Consider the following 17,469-nt stretch of genomic DNA (forward strand, 5'->3'; position numbering starts at 1 on the left):
ATTATTATTAATTAAAAATTTTTATTATAATTTTAACTTAAAATTATTATACTCTTTTTTAATGAATTTTGATTAAGAATTTAATATATTTTTTAAGATCAACTTTCCAACTTCCACACCAGGTTGATCATAGGTGTTAATCCCTAGCATAACACCGCAAGTTGAAGTAAAAAGTTCATAATAATACATCAAATATCCCGCATGCCAAGCATCAAGTTTTTCAAGTTCTATCACATCAACACTCAAATTTTCAGCGATTAAAGCGTGCATAGTTGCATTACATTGAGCGTTTAAAAGTTCGTGAAGATTGACTTTATTACTTAAAGAATCTAAAAATTTAAAATGAATATCAGGGATAATAGGTGCTTTTTGAGCGTCTTTGATTTTTAAAAAAGTTACAGTTTTATTTTTAGGTCCATCCATAATGAGTTGTAAAAAACTATGCTGATCTCTTGCTCCAATGAGTGCAATAGGAGTTAAACCTATACGTTTATAGCCTTGCTTTTTACCTAAACTTTCAGCAATAAGCTGGATATACCATTCATTAAAGCCTTTAAAAGCATCACTATATGAAAAAAGTACATTGATATTGGCATTTTTGTGTGTGCAATAATGATAGGCTTTTTGTAAAATTTCATCTTTTTTATGAGTAAAAAAATCTTCAAAACAAGCTTTAGCTCCTTCTAAAAGAGCTTTGGCATTATAGCCACAAAAACAAAGCGGAACTATACCTACGGCTGAAAGTATGCTAAAACGACCTCCTACATTTGCAGGGATAAAAAAGCATTTAATACCTAAATTTTCACCTTCTTGATGAAGTTTTGAATCCTTATCGGTAATAAAAACAAAGTATTTTTTTAATTCTTGCATATCAAGTTTAAAATGTTCAATAAGAAGTTTAAAAAGCGATACAACTTCTATAGTACTACCTGTTTTGCTGATGATTAAAAACAAACTTTCCTCAAGCTTGATTTTTTCTAAAGTCTTATTAAAAGAATGTGAACTTGTGTTATCGAGTATAAAAAGTTCTCTTTGGTTGCTTTTTTCATTAAAAAGCATATCACGCAAGGCTTTTACACCACAACTTGAACCACCCATTCCCACTAAAACGATATTTTTTATGTGTTCTTTGTCTTTGATAAAAGCCAAACTCTCATCGATTAAATTCAAACTTGTATCAATAAGATGATAATACCCTATATCTCCACTTTTTACCTCATCATTAATACGATTTGCATAAGAACTTATAGTGTGAATTTCACTTTGCTTAAAAAAAAGTGTATTGTTTAACATTTACTTTTCTCGTAAAAATAATTTGTCGCTTCTACAAAGCCTTCTACACTTCCACAATCAAAGCGTTTTCCTTGAAATTTATAAGCTAAAACCATACCATTGGTTGCTTGAGTTAAAAGCGCGTCGGTAAGTTGGACTTCACCATTTTTTCCCGCTTTAGTATTTTCTAAAATTCCAAAAATATCAGGAGTTAAAATATATCTTCCTATGATAGCAAGATTACTTGGAGCTTCATCAGGACTTGGTTTTTCTATCATAGAATTAACCATGATAAGATTTTCTTCTACAAAATTTCCAGAAATTACTCCATAGTTTGAAACTTGCTCTTTTGGTACTTCCATCACAGCTATGATGGTGCAGCGATATTTTTCATAAATTTTTACCATTTGAGCCATAACATTTAAGCCTTCTTCATTAACACACAAATCATCAGCCAAAATTATGCCAAAAGCTTCATCGCCAACCAAAGGTCTACCTTTTAAAACCGCATCACCTAAGCCTTTCATTTGATTTTGTCTTGTAAAAGTAAAGGTACAACGATTGATCAAAGAGCGAATTTCATCAAGTAAGTATTCTTTTTTTGTACCTGAAATTTGATGTTCAAGTTCATAAGAAATATCAAAATAATCCTCCAAAGCTCTTTTTCCACGCCCTGTGACAAATCCCATATTTTCCATTCCTGCTTCTAAAGCTTCATCAACTCCATAATGGATCAAAGGCTTGGTTAAGATAGGTAACATCTCTTTAGGTAAAGTTTTTGTTGCAGGTAAAAATCTCGTCCCATAACCTGCCGCAGGGAAAATACAAGTTTGAAGCATAAAAATTTCCTTTTATTTTTTTATCATTATAGCTTATTTTTATGAATTTTCATGCAACAAGGCAAAGTTCTTTTTGCCTTGTTATTCAAACTCTGCCTTAGCTAATTTAACAATGGTTTCTACTACTTTAGAATCTTCAAGTGTTGAAATATCCTGTTTGATTTCTTCACCTCTTGCTATAGTTCTTAAAATTCTTCTCATTATTTTACCACTTCTAGTTTTTGGCAAACCTGGAGTATAAAGAATTTTTTCTATTTTAGCTATAGGTCCTATTTCTACTCTTAAAATGTCATTAAGTTCTTTTAAAGTTTCTATAGCTCCGCCAAGATCACAACTGGATGCAGGACTTAAAACCACAAAAGCAAACAATGACTCACCCTTAATCACATCCAAAATACTCACTACAGCTGATTCTGCTACACTTGGATGTTTAGCAATAGCGCTTTCAATTTCAGCCGTTCCTATACGATGTCCTGCAACATTAACCACATCATCTGTTCTTCCTGTGATGGTAATATAACCATTTTTATCATAAAAAGCACCATCGCCACTAAAATATACAGCTTTTCCATCTTTTCTAGCTTGAGAAAAATAACTTTCTATATAGCGTTCATCATTACCCCAAATTCCACGAATCATCGAAGGCCAAGGTTTGGTTATACAAAGCAATCCATCTTCACCTTCATCTTTTTTATTGCCTTCTTCATCAATAACTTCTGCAAAAATTCCTGGCAAAGGCAAGGTAGCACAACCTGGTTTTAAAGGAGTAGCGCCTGGTAAAGGCGTGATCATATGCCCACCTGTTTCTGTTTGCCACCAAGTATCGACTATAGGACTTTTAGTTCCCCCTATTTCATCATAAAACCACTTCCAAGCACTAGGATTGATAGGCTCTCCAACCGTTCCAAGCACTTCAAGCGTACTTAAATCATATTTTCTTGGCTCATCAGGTGCATCAGCATGAAGCATTCTTATAGCAGTTGGCGAAGTGTAGAATTTGCTTATTTGATACTCTTCTATCATTCTCCACCAACGCCCAGAATTTGGATAAGTAGGAGTTCCTTCATGCATTATAGTCGTTGCTCCACATGCTAAAGGCCCATAAACTACATAAGTATGTCCTGTAATCCAACCCACATCAGCACTACACCAATAATTATCATAATCTTTAATATCAAAAACCCATTCCATAGTCATTTGTGCCCAAAGTATATATCCTGCACTTGCATGCATAACTCCTTTTGGCTTGCCCGTTGATCCTGAAGTGTAAAGCAAAAACAACAAATCCTCACTATCCATAATTTCGGGTTCACACTTATAAGACTCATTTTTCACAAGTTCGTTATAAACATAGTCCCTTCCTTTAATATATTCTATAGGTTCATTATTGCGTATAACTATAAGTACTTTTTCTACACTTTCACACCCTTCACTTAAAGCCTTATCTACTGCAGGTTTTAACATATAAGGTTTGCCACGACGAAAAGCACCATCAGCCGTTACTACAAGTTTAGCTCCTGCATCTATAATTCTATCTCTTAAGGCTTCAGGAGAAAACCCTCCAAATACTACACTATGAATAGCCCCAATCCTTGCACAAGCTAACATTACTATAGCTGTTTCTGGAATCATAGGCATATAAATTACAACCCTATCGCCTTTTTTTACTCCGAATTTTTTAAGCAAATTGGCCGCCTTGCAAGTTTCATGCAATAATCTTCTATAAGTATAAACTTCATAATCCCCCATTTCACCTTCAAAAATCAAAGCAGCTTTATTGCGTCTTGTTTTCATATGACGATCAAGACATTGATAACTTACATTTAAAGTTCCACCTTCAAACCATTTATAAAATGGAGCTTTATCCTCATTTAGCACTCTTGAAAAAGGCGAAAACCACTCAATCTTCTCAAATGCTTGTCTTTTCCAAAAACCTTCAAAATCTTCCTTGGCTTCATCGCATAAATCATAGTATTCACATAAATTTTTTATACGAGCATTACGAGAAAATTCTTTACTTGGCTTAAAAAGCTCTTGATTATTTTGATTAAGCATAAAAACTCCTTATATAGTTATTTTTAAACATTATATAAGAGTTTATTTGTATTAAATACAAATTTAAAAAATAATTAAGATAAATTTTATAAAAAATGGGAATATTTGTAATATTTTATTTAAATTTTATAATGTATGTTAATTTAAGAAACATATTGCATCTTCATAAAAATAAAGACTGAGTTCTTCGTATAATTTTAAATCGAATCTTAAAAATTCTTGTTTTTCCAAGGCAAATTCTAAAATTTTATCCATACAACTTACCCTTATAAAAACATCACTTTTCCTACTTCTAAGTGCTATAATATAACATTTTTCTAAAATAAAATCATAATTATTTTTTGGAATATTTTTAGAATTAAAAAAAGAAATTTTATAAGGATCAATAGCAATTTTACTTGGAGGTTTTTTAAAATCTTTATATTTTTTACAATTACTAAAATCTATAAAATTACAAAATTTCACACCTTGATTTTCTAGTTCAAAAACATTAGTATTTTCAAATTCTAAAATTTCTCCACTGTGCAAATAAAGTTTTTTTTGCGCCAAAGAATCTAAAAAATGTTTATCATGACTTGCGATTAAAAAACCTGTATTGAAATTTTCATGCATTTTAAGAATAGCTTTTTTAAATAAAAGTGTAGTATTTTTATCCAAAAAAGCACTTGGTTCATCAAGTAAATAATACTTCGCTCTTACGCTTAAAGCTATAGCAAAAGCTATTTTTTGACTTTGTCCTGATGAAAGTTCATTAGGATGTTTACTTAAAAGACTTTCATCTAAATTTAAAAACATCAAACTTTCTTTTATGCGTTCTTCAATATCTTCTTTAATCCCATAAGTTTTTAAGGTAAATAAAAAATTTGCCCTTACACTACGATTTAACAAAATAGGCTCTGGAAAAAGCAAATAAATTTCACGCTTTTGTTTATTATTAAGTTTAAAATTTCCAAAATAAGAAATATTTTTTGAAAAATCTCCTTCTAAAAATTTTAATATTCTTAAAAATGTAGATTTTCCACTTCCATTCGCTCCCATTAAGATGCTAATTTTACTCGTATCAAGTTTTAAATTTTTGATTTTTAAAACTTCTTTGTTTTGATAGTTGAAAAAAAGATTAGAAATTTCTATCATTTTATGTTCTTTTGAGTTTGTGTGTGATGAAATTTAAACAAAAGGCAATGAGAATTAAAACCAAAGCCAAAGCTATACCGCTAGCAAATTCGCCTTTGTTAGTTTCAAGTGAAATAGCTGTGGTTATGGTTCTAGTGTCGTATTTGATATTTCCACCTACTATCATCGCTACCCCTACTTCTGCTACAATGCGTCCATAAGCTAGTGCAACGACGCTAATCAAAGCAAAGCGTAATTCATAAATCATCGTTAAAACAAGTTTTAAAGGACTTAGGTGAAAAGATTTTATAAGTAAAAAATGTTTTTTATTCATATTTTCTATCAAATTTGAAAAAAGTGCGATCACTATAGGAAGTGCTAAGATAAACTGCCCTAAAATTAAAGCCTTTATAGTAAAAAGTAGTCCAAATTCTCCCAAAGGTCCTCGACTTGAAATCAGTGCATAAAGTATAAGTCCTACTGCAACTGTTGGAAAAGAAAGGCTAGTATCTATGATAAGTTTTATAAAGCATTTGAATTTAAAATCAAAAAAACCTAAGATAAATCCCAAAGGAAAACCTATAAGCAAAGCTAAAACTATAGAAATACTTGAGCTTAAAAGTGTAGTTTTTATAGCTGAAATTACGCTTTCATCAGCATTGAAAAGTAAAAATAAAGCCTGTTTAAAACCATCAAAAATATAATCCAAAAATATCCTTTTTAAAATAAGTAATTTTAGCATAATTATGCTAAAATATTTTTTATGTAAATTTATAAGGAAAAAAAATGAAAAAAATCATTTCTTTAGCCCTTGCTTTAGCTTTAAGTGCAAGTGCAGCAGAACTTAAAATGGCAACTACAACAAGCACTGACAATACAGGACTTTTAGATGCTCTAAAACCTCTTTATGAAAAAGAAAGTGGCAATACCTTAAAATGGGTTGCCGTAGGAACAGGTGCGGCTTTAAAAATGGGTGAAGATTGCAATGCTGATGTGCTTTTTGTGCATTCTCCAAAGGCTGAAAAAGAATTTATGAAAAAAGGCTTTGGTGTAGATAGAACTCCTGTGATGTATAATGATTTTATCATCATCGCAGATAAATCTTTAGCTTCTAAATTTAAAGGTAAAAATTTAAAAGAAAGCTTAGAACTTATCAAAAATGAAAAGCTTACTTTCATCTCAAGAGGCGATAAATCAGGCACTGACAATAAAGAAAAAAGCCTTTGGAAAAATCTTGGCGGTGTTCCTGAAAAGCAAAGCTGGTATCAACAAAGCGGACAAGGTATGTTAGCAAGCATTAAAATTGCTGAAGAAAAAAAAGGTGTGATTTTAACCGATCGTGGTACTTATATCAAATATGAAGCCAATGAAAAAGGCAAACCAAACTTAGTCATTGTAAATGAAGGCGATGATAGTCTTAAAAATTTTTATTCTGTTATAGCGACAAATCCTAAGCATTGTAAAAATGTAAATTATACAGAAGCTAGTAAATTTATCAAATGGGTAACAAGTGATAAGACTTTAAATTTCATTGCTGATTTTAAACTTCTTAATAAACCTTTATTTGTAATTGATGCAAAAACAAGAAAAGACTAAAAATTAAGCAGGTTTTAACCTGCTTAAAATATCATTTTTTACTTATTGTAACTTTTTTATTTATTTTTCAAAACTTTTAGCTTATTTAAAATTCTTCTTTAGATATAATAAAATCAATAATTAAATATACAAGGTCAAATAATGTTCAAAGTGGATTTAAATAGTGATTTAGGGGAAAGTTTTGGCGCCTATAAAATGGGAATGGATGAAGAAATTTTAAAATTTGTAAGTTCAGTAAATGTCGCTTGTGGCTTTCATGCGGGTGATCCTTGTGTGATGGATGAAACCTTAAATTTAGCCAAGCAAAATGGTGTTTGCATAGGAGCACATCCATCTTATCCTGATCTTTTGGGTTTTGGAAGACGCAATATGCAAATAAGCTTTGAAGAGGCTAAAAACTATGCCTTGTATCAACTAGGAGCTTTATTTGGCTTTGCTAAGGCAAAAGGTATGAAAATACAGCATTTTAAAGCCCATGGGGCGCTTTATAATATGGCAGCTATTGATGAAAATTTAGCCTTAGCACTTTGTGAGGCAGTGGCGAGTTTTGATGAAAATATTATTTTTCTAGGGCTTAGTAATTCTGCTATGAATGAAGCAGCTAAGAAAAAGGGTTTAAGATATGCTAATGAAGTTTTTGCAGATCGTGCCTATAATGATGATGGCACTTTAGTTTCAAGAAAATTAGAAGGGGCGTTAATACACGATGAAAATTTAGCTATCAAACGCGTGATAAAAATGATAAAAGAAAGCAAAGTTACAAGCATAAATGGCAAAGAAATTGATTTAAAAGCCGATAGTATTTGTGTTCATGGGGATAATGCAAAAGCTTTAGAATTTGTTAAAAAAATCAAAGAAAATTTAAAAAAAGAGCAAATTCAAATTTGTGCTTTGGAAAATTTTATATAAGTTTTAGCAATGTTTAGTGTGCATTTTAGTGGAAGTAAAGCTTTGCTTTTGCGTTTTGAGCAAGAAATTTCACCTCAAATCAATGCCTATGTTTTAAGCACAGAACAAAGGATACAAAAAGCCCTAAAAAAAGGTGAAATTTATGGTATTGATGAGTTGGTAAGTACTTATGCAAGTTTGTTGATATACTTTAATCCTTGCGTGCTTTCTTTAAATTCTTTGCTTGATTTTTTGGAAAAAATTAAAAAGGATATCAAACTTACGGAGCAAAACTCAAGTCTTTGTATAGAAGTTCCACTTTGTTATGATGAAGAATTTGGGCTGGATTTAGAATTTGTGTGCAAACACAATCAAATTTCAAAAGAAGAGCTTATATCTCTTCACACTAAACCTTATTATCTTGTTTTTATGCTAGGTTTTATGGCAGGTTTTCCTTATCTTGGAGGTTTAGATGAAAGACTTTTTACCCCACGCCTTTCAAGCCCTAGAGCAAAAATAGAAGCTGGAAGTGTAGGTATAGCCGATAAACAAACAGGAGTTTATCCCATATCAAGTCCAGGGGGTTGGCAAATCATTGCTAGAACACCTTTGGAATTTTTTGATAAAGAAGATGAAAAAAATCCCACTCTTTTAAAAGCGGGTATGTTTTTAAAATTTAAAGCCATTTCAAAAGATGAATTTTTCGATATCCAAGAGCAAGTTGCTAAAAAAGTCTATCAAAAGGAAATTTATGAGTATAAAAATCATTGAAGCATCTATAAATTCAAGTTTGCAAGACTTTGGTAGAAAAAAATTTGCTAAATTTGGCATAGCAAGAAGTGGAGCTATGGATGAAGATGCTTTAAGAATGGCAAATATCTTGCTTGGAAACAAACAAGATGAAGCAGGAATTGAGCTTTGTTTAAAGGGTGGAAAATACGAATTTTTAGATGAGAATTATTTTGTTTTAAGTGGAGCTGAATTTGAGGCAAAGCTTGATAATCAAAAAATCAAAACTTGCAAAGTATATCAAGCAAATAAAGGCGATATTTTAGAACTTGATTTAGCAAAAATAGGTTTTCGTGGGTATTTATGCGTAGCGGGTGGCTTTGAAGTAAAAAGTTTTTTAAACTCTAAATCCAGTGATGCTAAAATGGGAGCTGGAGTTTTTGAAGGAAGAGCTTTGCAAAAAGATGATATTTTAAATACTCATAATACTTTTATACCTTTTAATTTAGAAGCTAGAGAATGTGAAAATCCTCTTTTTAAAAGCCCTAAAGAGCCTATTATACGCGTTATTTTAGGAACAAATGAAGATGCTTTTACCCAAAAAGGTATAGAAACCTTTTTAAATACTACTTATAAAGTAGGTTTAAAAAGCGATAGAATGGCAATTTATGCAGAATCTAGTGAAAGTATAGAGCATAAAAACTCAGCAGATATCATCTCAGATCCTGCGGTTTTTGGAAGTATACAAGTGCCAAAAAGTGGTATTCCTATCATTTTAATGGCAGGAAGACAAAGCACAGGAGGCTATACAAAAATAGCCACGGTTATAGAAAATGATCTAAGCTTACTCGCACAAGCTAAGTTAGGTTCTAGCTTTAAATTTCAAAGCATTAGCATGCAAGAAGCCTTAGAACTTTATAAACAAAGAGAAATGAAATTTAAAGCTATGGATCAAAAAATCAATCTTGATTTTGAAAATTTAATCTAAGCTTTTTTACCATAAATATTGATAAAATATATAGCACCTATAGCCAAGGCACAACCTAACAAGGTAAGTGCATTTGGCACCTCGTCTAGTATAAAATAACTGCAAATTAAAGCACTAGCAGGAGTGATTAAAACAAAAGAATTTGCCTTAACGCTTCCTAAAATGTGAATCCCGTAATAATAAATACTAGTTCCTATAATAGTTGATAAAAAAGCCACGACAAACATACTGATCCAAAATTTAAATTCAAAATGAAAAATTTCATAACTTTTTACATCAAACAATACCCAAGAAAACATTAAAACAGAAATGAGATTAATATAAAAGTTAATCGCCAAAGGGTGAGCTCCTTTGGCTTTATGATTAAACACTGCCATCAAAGCCCAAATAAAAGAACAAGTTAAAAATAAAATATTAAATTTACCAAATAAATCTTCTAAACTCCCTAAATTTAGCAAACAAAATCCAGATAATAAACCTAAAAATAAGCCTAGAATTTCACTCTTTGTGATCTTGTGAGTTGATTTTTTGTTTTTTTGAAAAAATATCGCTATCATAAATATCAAATAAGAAAAAATAGGAATCATAGTGGTTACTAAAACTCCTCCTTTGCCTGCCAAGCCGTGCTTTATAGCGATAAAAAATACAAAGGCATAAAGCCCATTTAAAACTCCTGCTATCAATACCCATTTTAAGGCAGTTTTTTCGATTTTAAGAGGAATTTTTAAGAAGTTTAAAACAAAAAATGAACCCAATACAACAAAGAAAAAACGCCAAAAAGTAATCACAGAAGTATCAGCATAAGCTGATAAAATCTTAGAAGTAGGCCAAGATGAGCCCCATAAAAACATAGCTAAAACAAGCAAGATATACAAATACTTTGTTCGAGTCAATGTTACACCTTGAAATTTTTAAGTCAAATTTTTTAAAAAATTTTTTTCAAGTGTAGTTCATACTCGTTTAGATATTTTTCCACTTGAGGATTTTTTACCACATCATTACACATAAAAGTTGGTAAAGCTTTCATACCTATAAATTCATGAGCCTTATGCAAATGCCAATACACCATATCTACACCCTTTCCTTCAAAAAATTCATTTTTATCATTAAAGGCTTCAAGAGGTGCATTCCAAGTGAGAGAAAACATGTATTTTTTACCATGATCTAAACCACCTTTTCCGTAGTTTTTACTAGGATTTTCATGAGTTCTTCCATCATTTTTAAAAAGCACTCCAGCACCCAAACCAAACACTTCATCGATATATTTTTTAACTATCCAAGGCTCGCCCATCCACCAAGCTGGCATTTGATAGATCACAGCATCAGCTTTTATAAATTTTTGTATCTCTTCTTTAGGATCATATCCTTGATCTATGTGAGTTTGATCTACTTCGTATCCTAATATTTTTAAAATTTCTAAAGCATGATTATGCAATGTTAAATTAAGCTGTCCTTTTGAATTTCCAAATTCTTTAGCGCCATTAAGCAAGAGTATATTTTTCATTTTTATCCTTTTTTAAATTTTATGATACAATTATAACTTAGCATAATATCATTTTCAATACAGAAAATAAAGTAAGATACTATACTAAAGGAATGTTAAATGACTAAAGAGAATTCTCAGTGCAATTTCGAAGAATGTGGATTTAACTATACTCTAGCATTAATTAATGGAAAATATAAAATGAGTATTTTATACTGCTTATTTCGCTATGAAATCGTGCGTTATAATGAACTCAAACGCTTTTTAAGCTCCATATCTTTTAAAACTTTAACCAATACCTTAAGAGAACTAGAAAATGATGGTTTAATTATCAGAAAAGAATACGCTCAAATTCCGCCCAAGGTAGAATATAGCTTATCCAAACGCGGACAAAGTTTAATTCCCATTTTACAAGCTATGTGCAAATGGGGCGAGAAAGACAAAAAGGAAAAAAATGCTTGAATTAATTGGCGAACTTTCTTTACAAAATTATATGGGAGAATGGCTTGAAATGGCTAGAAAACCAGCCTTTTTTCAAAAATCTTGCCTAAATTCAAAGGCAAAATACGAGCTTAAATATAAAAATGGCGTTCCTTATGTAGAAATTGAGAATTTTTGCAGTAAAGAAAATGAAATTTCAAGTATAAAAGGTAAGGCAAAAATCGTTTCAAATAGGCAATTAGCAGTGAGATTTAACATCTTTATGAACCTTTTTAATAGAGTAAATTATGAAATCATTTTTGTTGATAGCGAGTATAAAGTTGCCATTGTGGGTAGTCCTGATAAAAAATACCTTTGGATTTTAGCAAGAAATATAATAGACGAAAAAAGTATAAAAGAGCTTTTAAACATCGCTAAGCAAAGGGGATTTAGCGTTAGCGATGTAGTTTTTGATAAGTATTAAATTATTCTTTTGTCATATCAATAACATAGCGAAATTTAGCCTTACCTGAGGTTAGATTTTCATAAGCTTTATCGATTTCTTGTGGTGTGATAAGCTCGGTTTCTGGATAAATTTCGTGTTTTAAAGAAAAATCAAGCATTTCTTGAGTTTCAGCAATACCGCCAATTAGCGAGCCATAAACCTTTTTACCTGCCTTATGTACAAGCTCGTTTATGCCTATATTTACCTTATCTTCCACAGGTGGTAAGCCAACTATAGCCATTTCGCCACCAAATTTAAGTAAATCCAAATAAATTGCAGGATTATAAGGCGTTGGAATGGTTGAGATGATTAAATCAAAGCGTTCTTTTACGGCGTTTTTATCAGTGCTTGTGTAAAATGAGCTTACACCCATAGCCAAAGCATCGGCTTTTTTGTTTTCATTTCTAGCAAAAACGCTAACCTTTGCACCCATTTTAACAGCGTATTTTACAGCCATCATACCAAGTCCGCCAAATCCTGCTATAGCAATGCTTGAACCTTCTTTTATCTTAGAAAATTTTAAAGGCGAGTAAGTGGTAATGCCCGCACAAAGCAAAGGCGCAACCTTATGCATTGGTGCATTTTTTGGCACACAAATGGCAAATTTTTCACTTACAACTATGTTGTTTGAGTAGCCCCCATAAGTGTTTTCATTGCCGTGAAATACATCGCAACTATTGTAAGTAAAGATGGTTTTGCCATTTTCGCAAAACTGCTCTTGTGAGCGTTTGCAAGCATCGCACTCACCGCATGAATTTACCATACAACCAACCCCTGCGTAATCTCCTACTTTAAATTTACTTACATTCTTACCCACAGCAATCACTTCTCCTGCTATCTCATGCCCAGGCACACAAGGATAAGTAGCTTCTCCCCACTCGCTTCTTGCGGTGTGAATATCGCTATGACAAATACCTGCATATAGGATTTTAATCAAAATATCATTATCGCCAATAGCGTGGCGGCTAAATTCAAAGGCTGTGAATTTCACATCCTTGCTAAGCATTGCATAGCCTTTACTTGCGATGCGATTATTTTCTAAAATTTTGTATTGCATTTTCGCTCCTTTTTTGGTTTTTTATAATTATAAAACATTAGAGTAGCTATAAGTCAAGAGAGAAAATAATTTTTTAAAAATTAGAATAAATGCTTGATGTGTTAAAATACATGAAATAAACTAGATAATTTCTTTGCTAATATTTATTTTTATTATTTAGATAATACAATAACTTATTTGTATAAATTATGTTTTTTATTGCTTTATTTTTTATAATTTCTTGGAAATGCAACTTTACCTAACTGCCATAAATATTTATCAATTTCTTTTATATTAAAATTATTTAATTCATAATAAGCAATGAATTTATTTATAACATCACAAAATATTTCATAATTTTTCAAATTAAATTCAAAATTATAAAAATTATATTCTTTTTGAAAATGTGTCAATACTTTATCTACATAATAATCATATATAGGAAAAAATAAAGGCTGATGATGTGAGCAGTATTTGCTAGCAAAAGAATAAAAATTTTTATCTACTCCATTTATTTTAATATTTGCTATTTTGCTAACTAAGCTTAAGTCTTTATTTTTTAATTTCTCATCAATTTTTAAATTTTTTATATGTTTAGCAACTGGAAAAATTGAAAAAATATTAGTGCTATAAAAATCATTTAATGATGATGCTTTTATTAAAATATCATCTATATCATCATTTTTTGGATAGGTTTTTGTAAATAATTTTCTTAATGCACTTTCTTGTAGAGCATAATGTTCGTCTAATTTAAGATAATTTTGCACTTCTTGCAAACTTGGCTTATTTATTTTAAGCTGTGGAGTCATTTTTATCCTTTTTAGTTTGAGATATTTTAGCAAAAAATGATAAAGCGTTTACATGTTAAAAGATTTAAAATCCAAATTTGATTTGTATTAAATATTAAAATATATAAAAGCAATTCAATTAAATGAAATTTATTTTAAATATTTATATAAAATATATAATTATAAAAATATATTTTATATAATAATAATTTTTTTAAAGGATTTATATGGATATTTTAGAAGTTAGATATAATAAAGAAGGCAAAATATATTCCCATATTAGAAAAAAATACCTAGTTGCAACTCCAGAAGAAAAAGTTAGACAAGAATTTGTATGTAGATTAGTAAACGAATATGGATATAAATTAGAGCAATTAGATGAAGAGCGACAGACAAAAGAAGGTAAGGGAAGTGTAAGGGCTGATATAGTTATATGGAAAAGTATAGAAGATAAGCAAAATAACAATACCCCTCTAATTGTCGTTGAATGCAAGGCAGATTATATCCATATAAACGAAAAAGACTACGCTCAAGGCGAGAGTTATGCAAGAATATTAGATGCTAAATTTTTTATTACCCACAATAGTTATGAAACTAGATTTTGGCGAATTTTAAAAGATAAGGTGCCAGGATATAGGCAAGAAATATCAAACATACCATCAAATGGGGCTGATGAAAAAACAATAGAACAACTTTATAAGGATTTATTGGTTTTCAAAGAAGATGAATTTGCAAATATGCTCCATAAATGCCATAACATCATAAGAAACATAGAAAAGCTAGATCCAGCAGCTGCATTTGATGAAATAGCTAAGATTTTATTTATGAAAGTTTATGTTGAAAGAATGCTTTTAAAAGGACAAAATAAAAAATTTAATCAAGAATACATTCAAGAAGCTAGAAAATATAACGCAAATCCAATTGAAAGTTATTTTGATGGCGCTAAAAAAGAATTTGCAAAAGATAAAATTTTTAAAAAAGATGAAAAGATTAATTTAAAAGAACACACTATATTAAAAATCATAAAAGAGTTGGAAAGTTATAATCTATCTTTAACCTCAGCAGATGTTAAGGGTATAGCATTTGAAAGATTTTTAGGCAGAACTTTTCGTGGAGAAATAGGTCAGTTTTTTACACCTAGAAGTGTAGTTGAGTTTATGGTGGATATGATAGACCCTAAAGAAGGCGAAATTTCTTGCGACCCTGCTAGTGGTAGCGGCGGGTTTTTAATTAGAATATTTAGTAAGGTTAGAGAAATCATACAAAAAGATATAAAAAATCAATACGAAACTTGGAAAAAAGACAATATTAAAGACCTGGAAAACCCAACAAGTGAAGAAGCAAAGAAACTTACAGAAAAATTAGAAGAGTTACAAAGAGAATTAAGTTTAGGCAATAAAAATTCTCGCATATATGAGCTTTCAAATTTTTGTATATATGGAGTAGATGCAAATGATAGAATGGCTAGAACATCTAAAATGAACATGATAATGCACGGCGATGGTCACGGTGGTATACACCATCACAATGGACTTTTAAATGTAAATGGGGTATTTGAAAATCAATTTGACATCATCCTTACAAACCCACCTTTTGGCTCACAAGTAGAAGAAAGTGATGTAATCCAAGAAAGCGATACTTGGCTTACCAGAACAAACCAAGGAGAATTGATAGAAAAAGAAGGTTATGAAGAATACATAAAACAATACTATGATTTATATGGGGAAGAAAGATATAAAACCACCCAGCTTAAAATTATAGATAACATTGGAGAGCCGATAGCTTCATTGTTTGAACTTAAGCCAAATCTAAAAAGTGATAAGACGGAGCATTTATTTATAAATAGATGTATAGACCTACTTAAACCAAATGGAAGATTAGGGATTGTTTTACCCGAAGGGGTGTTTAATACGCCAAATGCTGAATATGTAAGAAAATTTGTAGAAAGTAGAGCTTTTTTAAGAGCTGTTATATCGCTACCCGTAGAAACTTTTTTAAGTTCTAAAGCTAGCGTTAAATGTTCAATTTTATTTATTCAAAAATTTGATGAGGCTTCGCAGCAAAAATGGAACGACTTAATTGCTAAACACACAAAAGATTTAAAAGCAAAACATAAAGCAACCATAGATAATCTTAATGAAATTATAAAATATCGCAAAAGTAAAGATGAAAAAACACCTTTATATACAAGTGATGACAAAAAACAAGCTAGAAAAGATTTAAAAGAATTAGAAATACAAATAGAAGAAGAAGCATATCAAAATACAAAAAATGATTTTGATTATCCTATCTTCATGGCAGAAGCCAAAGCGGTTGGAATTACTAGTACGGGTGAGACCGGAGAGGGTGTCAAAAATGAGCTAATGGATATTATAGAAAAAGATAAAGACACGGGAGAAGAAAAAATAATAGAAAAAGGTATAAATACATACTTTAAAGAATTTTTAAAAGAAAACAGCATAGCTTGGGGTAAAAAATGAATAAAACAAAAATTGTTAATTTTAAGGATTTGAATATTTGGAGTGTAAAAAATTTTCTAAATTCATTAAAATCTAATTTTCCATTAGTAGAGTTAAAAAACTATATTATTGAAAATAAAAATAAAATTAAACCATTTTTATATCCAAACGAAACATTTGACATTCTAGGAGTTAATAATAAAGAAGGCGTGTATTTTAACGAAACGCTATTAGGGTCTAAAATAAAACAACCTTATTATCAAGTAAATAGTGGCGATATTTTTTATAATCCATATAGAGTAAATGTTGGCTCAATAGGTATTGTGCCAAAAGAATTTGATTTAAAATATACAAGTCCAGCATATATTGTATTTAGAACTGTTGAAACAAAATTAATATCAGAATATTTAGTGTTTGTTTTAAAATCAGAATGGTTTAATAGTTATTTAAGGGCAAATACAAAAGGGTCTGTAAGACAAATTTTATCATTTAGCGAACTCAAAACGCTAACAATTCCATTACCACCATTAAAAATTCAAAAAGAAATAGTCACAAAACTTCAAACTATTAAAAGTAAAATTAAAGAATTACAACTTAAAGAAGAAAGTATCAAAAAAGATATTGAGACATATATATATACAACACTTGGACTTAAAAAACCAAAAGAAATAGCAAAGGATAAAATCTCTACCGTATCTTTTAAAAATTTAAGCAGATGGGACATCGCGCACAACCAAGGTAGTGATAAAATTGATCTAAGCAAGAGCAATTATCCGTTAGTTGAGTTAAAAAACATACTAGATTACGAACAACCTAAAAAATACATAGTATCAAACACAAATTATAGCAATAATTTTGCCACCCCTGTTCTTACAGCTGGTAAAACTTTTATATTAGGATATACGGATGAGGATTTTGGCATATTTAACAATCCACCTGTGATTATATTTGATGATTTTACAACAGCAATTCAATTTGTAGATTTTAATTTTAAAGTAAAGTCTGATGCTTTAAAAATACTAAAGATTAAAGATAATACTAAAACAAATATAAAATTTTTATATGAAGTCTTAAAAATTATCAAAATAGATTTAAGCAAAGCCCATAGACGCTATTATTTAAGCTCTTATCAATATTTAAAAATACCACTTCCACCAATTAAAATCCAAAACAAAATAGTTGAAGAATTAGAGCAAAAATATGAAAAAATAGAAGAGAATAAACAAAAAGCTAAAAAGCTTGAACAAGACTTATATCTAGAGGTAGAAAATACTATAATAAAATAAAAAGGAATTAAC

General features: G+C 30.2%; 16 protein-coding genes and 1 pseudogene. 8 read left to right on the forward strand and 9 right to left on the reverse strand.

Annotated features, from left to right (window positions below; all coding sequences use genetic code 11):
* Window positions 1-72 precede the first annotated feature (72 nt).
* The 5 genes from OT390_RS07785 to tupB all read right to left on the reverse strand — a co-directional run bounded on the left by OT390_RS07785 (window position 73) and on the right by tupB (window position 5,988).
* Window positions 73-1,293, reverse strand: coding sequence for a glucose-6-phosphate isomerase (locus tag OT390_RS07785; RefSeq protein ID WP_002860682.1), 1,221 nt, complete (start codon window positions 1,291-1,293; stop codon window positions 73-75).
* Window positions 1,287-2,111 carry a UTP--glucose-1-phosphate uridylyltransferase GalU gene (gene galU, locus OT390_RS07790; RefSeq protein ID WP_406611480.1) on the reverse strand — a complete coding sequence of 275 codons (825 nt, stop codon included), beginning with the start codon at window positions 2,109-2,111 and terminating at the stop codon, window positions 1,287-1,289. The genes OT390_RS07785 and galU overlap by 7 nt, the downstream gene beginning before the upstream one ends.
* An 81-nt stretch (window positions 2,112-2,192) precedes the next feature.
* Window positions 2,193-4,166, reverse strand: a complete 1,974-nt coding sequence (gene acs / locus OT390_RS07795; RefSeq protein ID WP_002860680.1) for an acetate--CoA ligase — start codon at window positions 4,164-4,166, stop codon at window positions 2,193-2,195.
* 138 nt (window positions 4,167-4,304) lie between these two features.
* Window positions 4,305-5,300 (reverse strand): tungstate ABC transporter ATP-binding protein TupC, encoded by a 996-nt coding sequence (tupC, locus tag OT390_RS07800; protein WP_032587609.1) that lies wholly within the window; start codon window positions 5,298-5,300, stop codon window positions 4,305-4,307.
* Between the two features lies 1 nt (window position 5,301).
* Window positions 5,302-5,988, reverse strand: coding sequence for a tungstate ABC transporter permease TupB (gene tupB, locus OT390_RS07805; protein ID WP_002855945.1), 687 nt, complete (start codon window positions 5,986-5,988; stop codon window positions 5,302-5,304).
* A gap of 77 nt (window positions 5,989-6,065) precedes the next feature.
* Here tupB and tupA point away from each other — a divergent pair, with 77 nt between their 5' ends.
* From tupA to OT390_RS07825, 4 genes are all read left to right on the forward strand, one after another.
* Window positions 6,066-6,875 (forward strand): tungstate ABC transporter substrate-binding protein TupA, encoded by an 810-nt coding sequence (tupA, locus tag OT390_RS07810; RefSeq protein ID WP_002851335.1) that lies wholly within the window; start codon window positions 6,066-6,068, stop codon window positions 6,873-6,875.
* A 141-nt stretch (window positions 6,876-7,016) separates the two neighbouring features.
* Complete coding sequence (locus OT390_RS07815; RefSeq protein WP_002851457.1) at window positions 7,017-7,784, forward strand: LamB/YcsF family protein; 768 nt, start codon at window positions 7,017-7,019, stop codon at window positions 7,782-7,784.
* 9 nt (window positions 7,785-7,793) lie between these two features.
* A complete protein-coding gene (gene pxpB / locus OT390_RS07820; RefSeq protein WP_032587613.1) occupies window positions 7,794-8,534 on the forward strand; it encodes a 5-oxoprolinase subunit PxpB in 741 nt (246 codons plus the stop codon).
* Complete coding sequence (locus OT390_RS07825) at window positions 8,515-9,480, forward strand: biotin-dependent carboxyltransferase family protein (RefSeq protein ID WP_002858255.1); 966 nt, start codon at window positions 8,515-8,517, stop codon at window positions 9,478-9,480. Before pxpB ends, OT390_RS07825 begins: the two co-directional genes overlap by 20 nt.
* Here the strand turns inward: OT390_RS07825 and OT390_RS07830 are convergent.
* Both OT390_RS07830 and OT390_RS07835 read right to left on the reverse strand, forming a co-directional pair.
* On the reverse strand, window positions 9,477-10,373 hold the full coding sequence (locus tag OT390_RS07830; RefSeq protein WP_052800716.1) for a DMT family transporter: 897 nt from the start codon (window positions 10,371-10,373) through the stop codon (window positions 9,477-9,479). The two genes, OT390_RS07825 and OT390_RS07830, sit on opposite strands and share 4 nt — an antisense overlap.
* Before the next feature lie 32 nt (window positions 10,374-10,405).
* Window positions 10,406-10,984 (reverse strand): NAD(P)H-dependent oxidoreductase, encoded by a 579-nt coding sequence (locus tag OT390_RS07835; protein WP_002898630.1) that lies wholly within the window; start codon window positions 10,982-10,984, stop codon window positions 10,406-10,408.
* A 99-nt stretch (window positions 10,985-11,083) separates the two neighbouring features.
* On the opposite strand from OT390_RS07835, the pseudogene rrpA reads away from it, so the two are divergent.
* Together rrpA and OT390_RS07845 are read left to right on the forward strand one after the other, a co-directional pair.
* Window positions 11,084-11,430 (forward strand): annotated as a pseudogene (gene rrpA, locus OT390_RS07840) (MarR family transcription factor RrpA).
* A complete protein-coding gene (locus OT390_RS07845) occupies window positions 11,418-11,867 on the forward strand; it encodes a lipocalin family protein (RefSeq protein WP_002898632.1) in 450 nt (149 codons plus the stop codon). Before rrpA ends, OT390_RS07845 begins: the two are co-directional and overlap by 13 nt.
* 1 nt (window position 11,868) lies before the next feature.
* Here the strand turns inward: OT390_RS07845 and OT390_RS07850 are convergent, their stop codons facing one another.
* Both OT390_RS07850 and OT390_RS07855 read right to left on the reverse strand, forming a co-directional pair.
* Window positions 11,869-12,945 (reverse strand): NAD(P)-dependent alcohol dehydrogenase, encoded by a 1,077-nt coding sequence (locus tag OT390_RS07850; RefSeq protein ID WP_002898634.1) that lies wholly within the window; start codon window positions 12,943-12,945, stop codon window positions 11,869-11,871.
* A 203-nt stretch (window positions 12,946-13,148) separates the two neighbouring features.
* The gene (locus OT390_RS07855; protein ID WP_002898636.1) at window positions 13,149-13,733 is read right to left on the reverse strand and encodes a hypothetical protein; all 585 of its coding nucleotides are present in this window, start codon (window positions 13,731-13,733) and stop codon (window positions 13,149-13,151) included.
* A 206-nt stretch (window positions 13,734-13,939) separates the two neighbouring features.
* On the opposite strand from OT390_RS07855, the gene OT390_RS07860 reads away from it, so the two are divergent.
* Together OT390_RS07860 and OT390_RS07865 are read left to right on the forward strand one after the other, a co-directional pair.
* The gene (locus OT390_RS07860) at window positions 13,940-16,192 is read left to right on the forward strand and encodes an N-6 DNA methylase (RefSeq protein WP_002898638.1); all 2,253 of its coding nucleotides are present in this window, start codon (window positions 13,940-13,942) and stop codon (window positions 16,190-16,192) included.
* Window positions 16,189-17,457 (forward strand): restriction endonuclease subunit S, encoded by a 1,269-nt coding sequence (locus OT390_RS07865; RefSeq protein WP_002898640.1) that lies wholly within the window; start codon window positions 16,189-16,191, stop codon window positions 17,455-17,457. Before OT390_RS07860 ends, OT390_RS07865 begins: the two co-directional genes overlap by 4 nt.
* Window positions 17,458-17,469: the final 12 nt, after the last annotated feature.

The sequence above is a fragment of the Campylobacter sp. CFSAN122748 genome (assembly GCF_045277125.1).
GTDB lineage: Bacteria > Campylobacterota > Campylobacteria > Campylobacterales > Campylobacteraceae > Campylobacter_D > Campylobacter_D jejuni.

Excerpts from the sequence above, each read along its gene's own strand:
- OT390_RS07825 (WP_002858255.1), top strand. The coding sequence starts at position 8,515 with ATGAGTATAAAAATCATTGAAGCATCTATAAATTCAAGTTTGCAAGAC.
- OT390_RS07785 (WP_002860682.1), bottom strand. The coding sequence starts at position 1,293 with ATGTTAAACAATACACTTTTTTTTAAGCAAAGTGAAATTCACACTATA.
- galU (WP_406611480.1), bottom strand. The coding sequence starts at position 2,111 with ATGCTTCAAACTTGTATTTTCCCTGCGGCAGGTTATGGGACGAGATTT.
- OT390_RS07835 (WP_002898630.1), bottom strand. The coding sequence starts at position 10,984 with ATGAAAAATATACTCTTGCTTAATGGCGCTAAAGAATTTGGAAATTCA.
- OT390_RS07865 (WP_002898640.1), top strand. The coding sequence starts at position 16,189 with ATGAATAAAACAAAAATTGTTAATTTTAAGGATTTGAATATTTGGAGT.
- tupC (WP_032587609.1), bottom strand. The coding sequence starts at position 5,300 with ATGATAGAAATTTCTAATCTTTTTTTCAACTATCAAAACAAAGAAGTT.
- OT390_RS07860 (WP_002898638.1), top strand. The coding sequence starts at position 13,940 with ATGGATATTTTAGAAGTTAGATATAATAAAGAAGGCAAAATATATTCC.
- tupA (WP_002851335.1), top strand. The coding sequence starts at position 6,066 with ATGAAAAAAATCATTTCTTTAGCCCTTGCTTTAGCTTTAAGTGCAAGT.
- OT390_RS07845 (WP_002898632.1), top strand. The coding sequence starts at position 11,418 with ATGCTTGAATTAATTGGCGAACTTTCTTTACAAAATTATATGGGAGAA.
- acs (WP_002860680.1), bottom strand. The coding sequence starts at position 4,166 with ATGCTTAATCAAAATAATCAAGAGCTTTTTAAGCCAAGTAAAGAATTT.
- OT390_RS07850 (WP_002898634.1), bottom strand. The coding sequence starts at position 12,945 with ATGCAATACAAAATTTTAGAAAATAATCGCATCGCAAGTAAAGGCTAT.
- OT390_RS07855 (WP_002898636.1), bottom strand. The coding sequence starts at position 13,733 with ATGACTCCACAGCTTAAAATAAATAAGCCAAGTTTGCAAGAAGTGCAA.
- pxpB (WP_032587613.1), top strand. The coding sequence starts at position 7,794 with ATGTTTAGTGTGCATTTTAGTGGAAGTAAAGCTTTGCTTTTGCGTTTT.
- OT390_RS07815 (WP_002851457.1), top strand. The coding sequence starts at position 7,017 with ATGTTCAAAGTGGATTTAAATAGTGATTTAGGGGAAAGTTTTGGCGCC.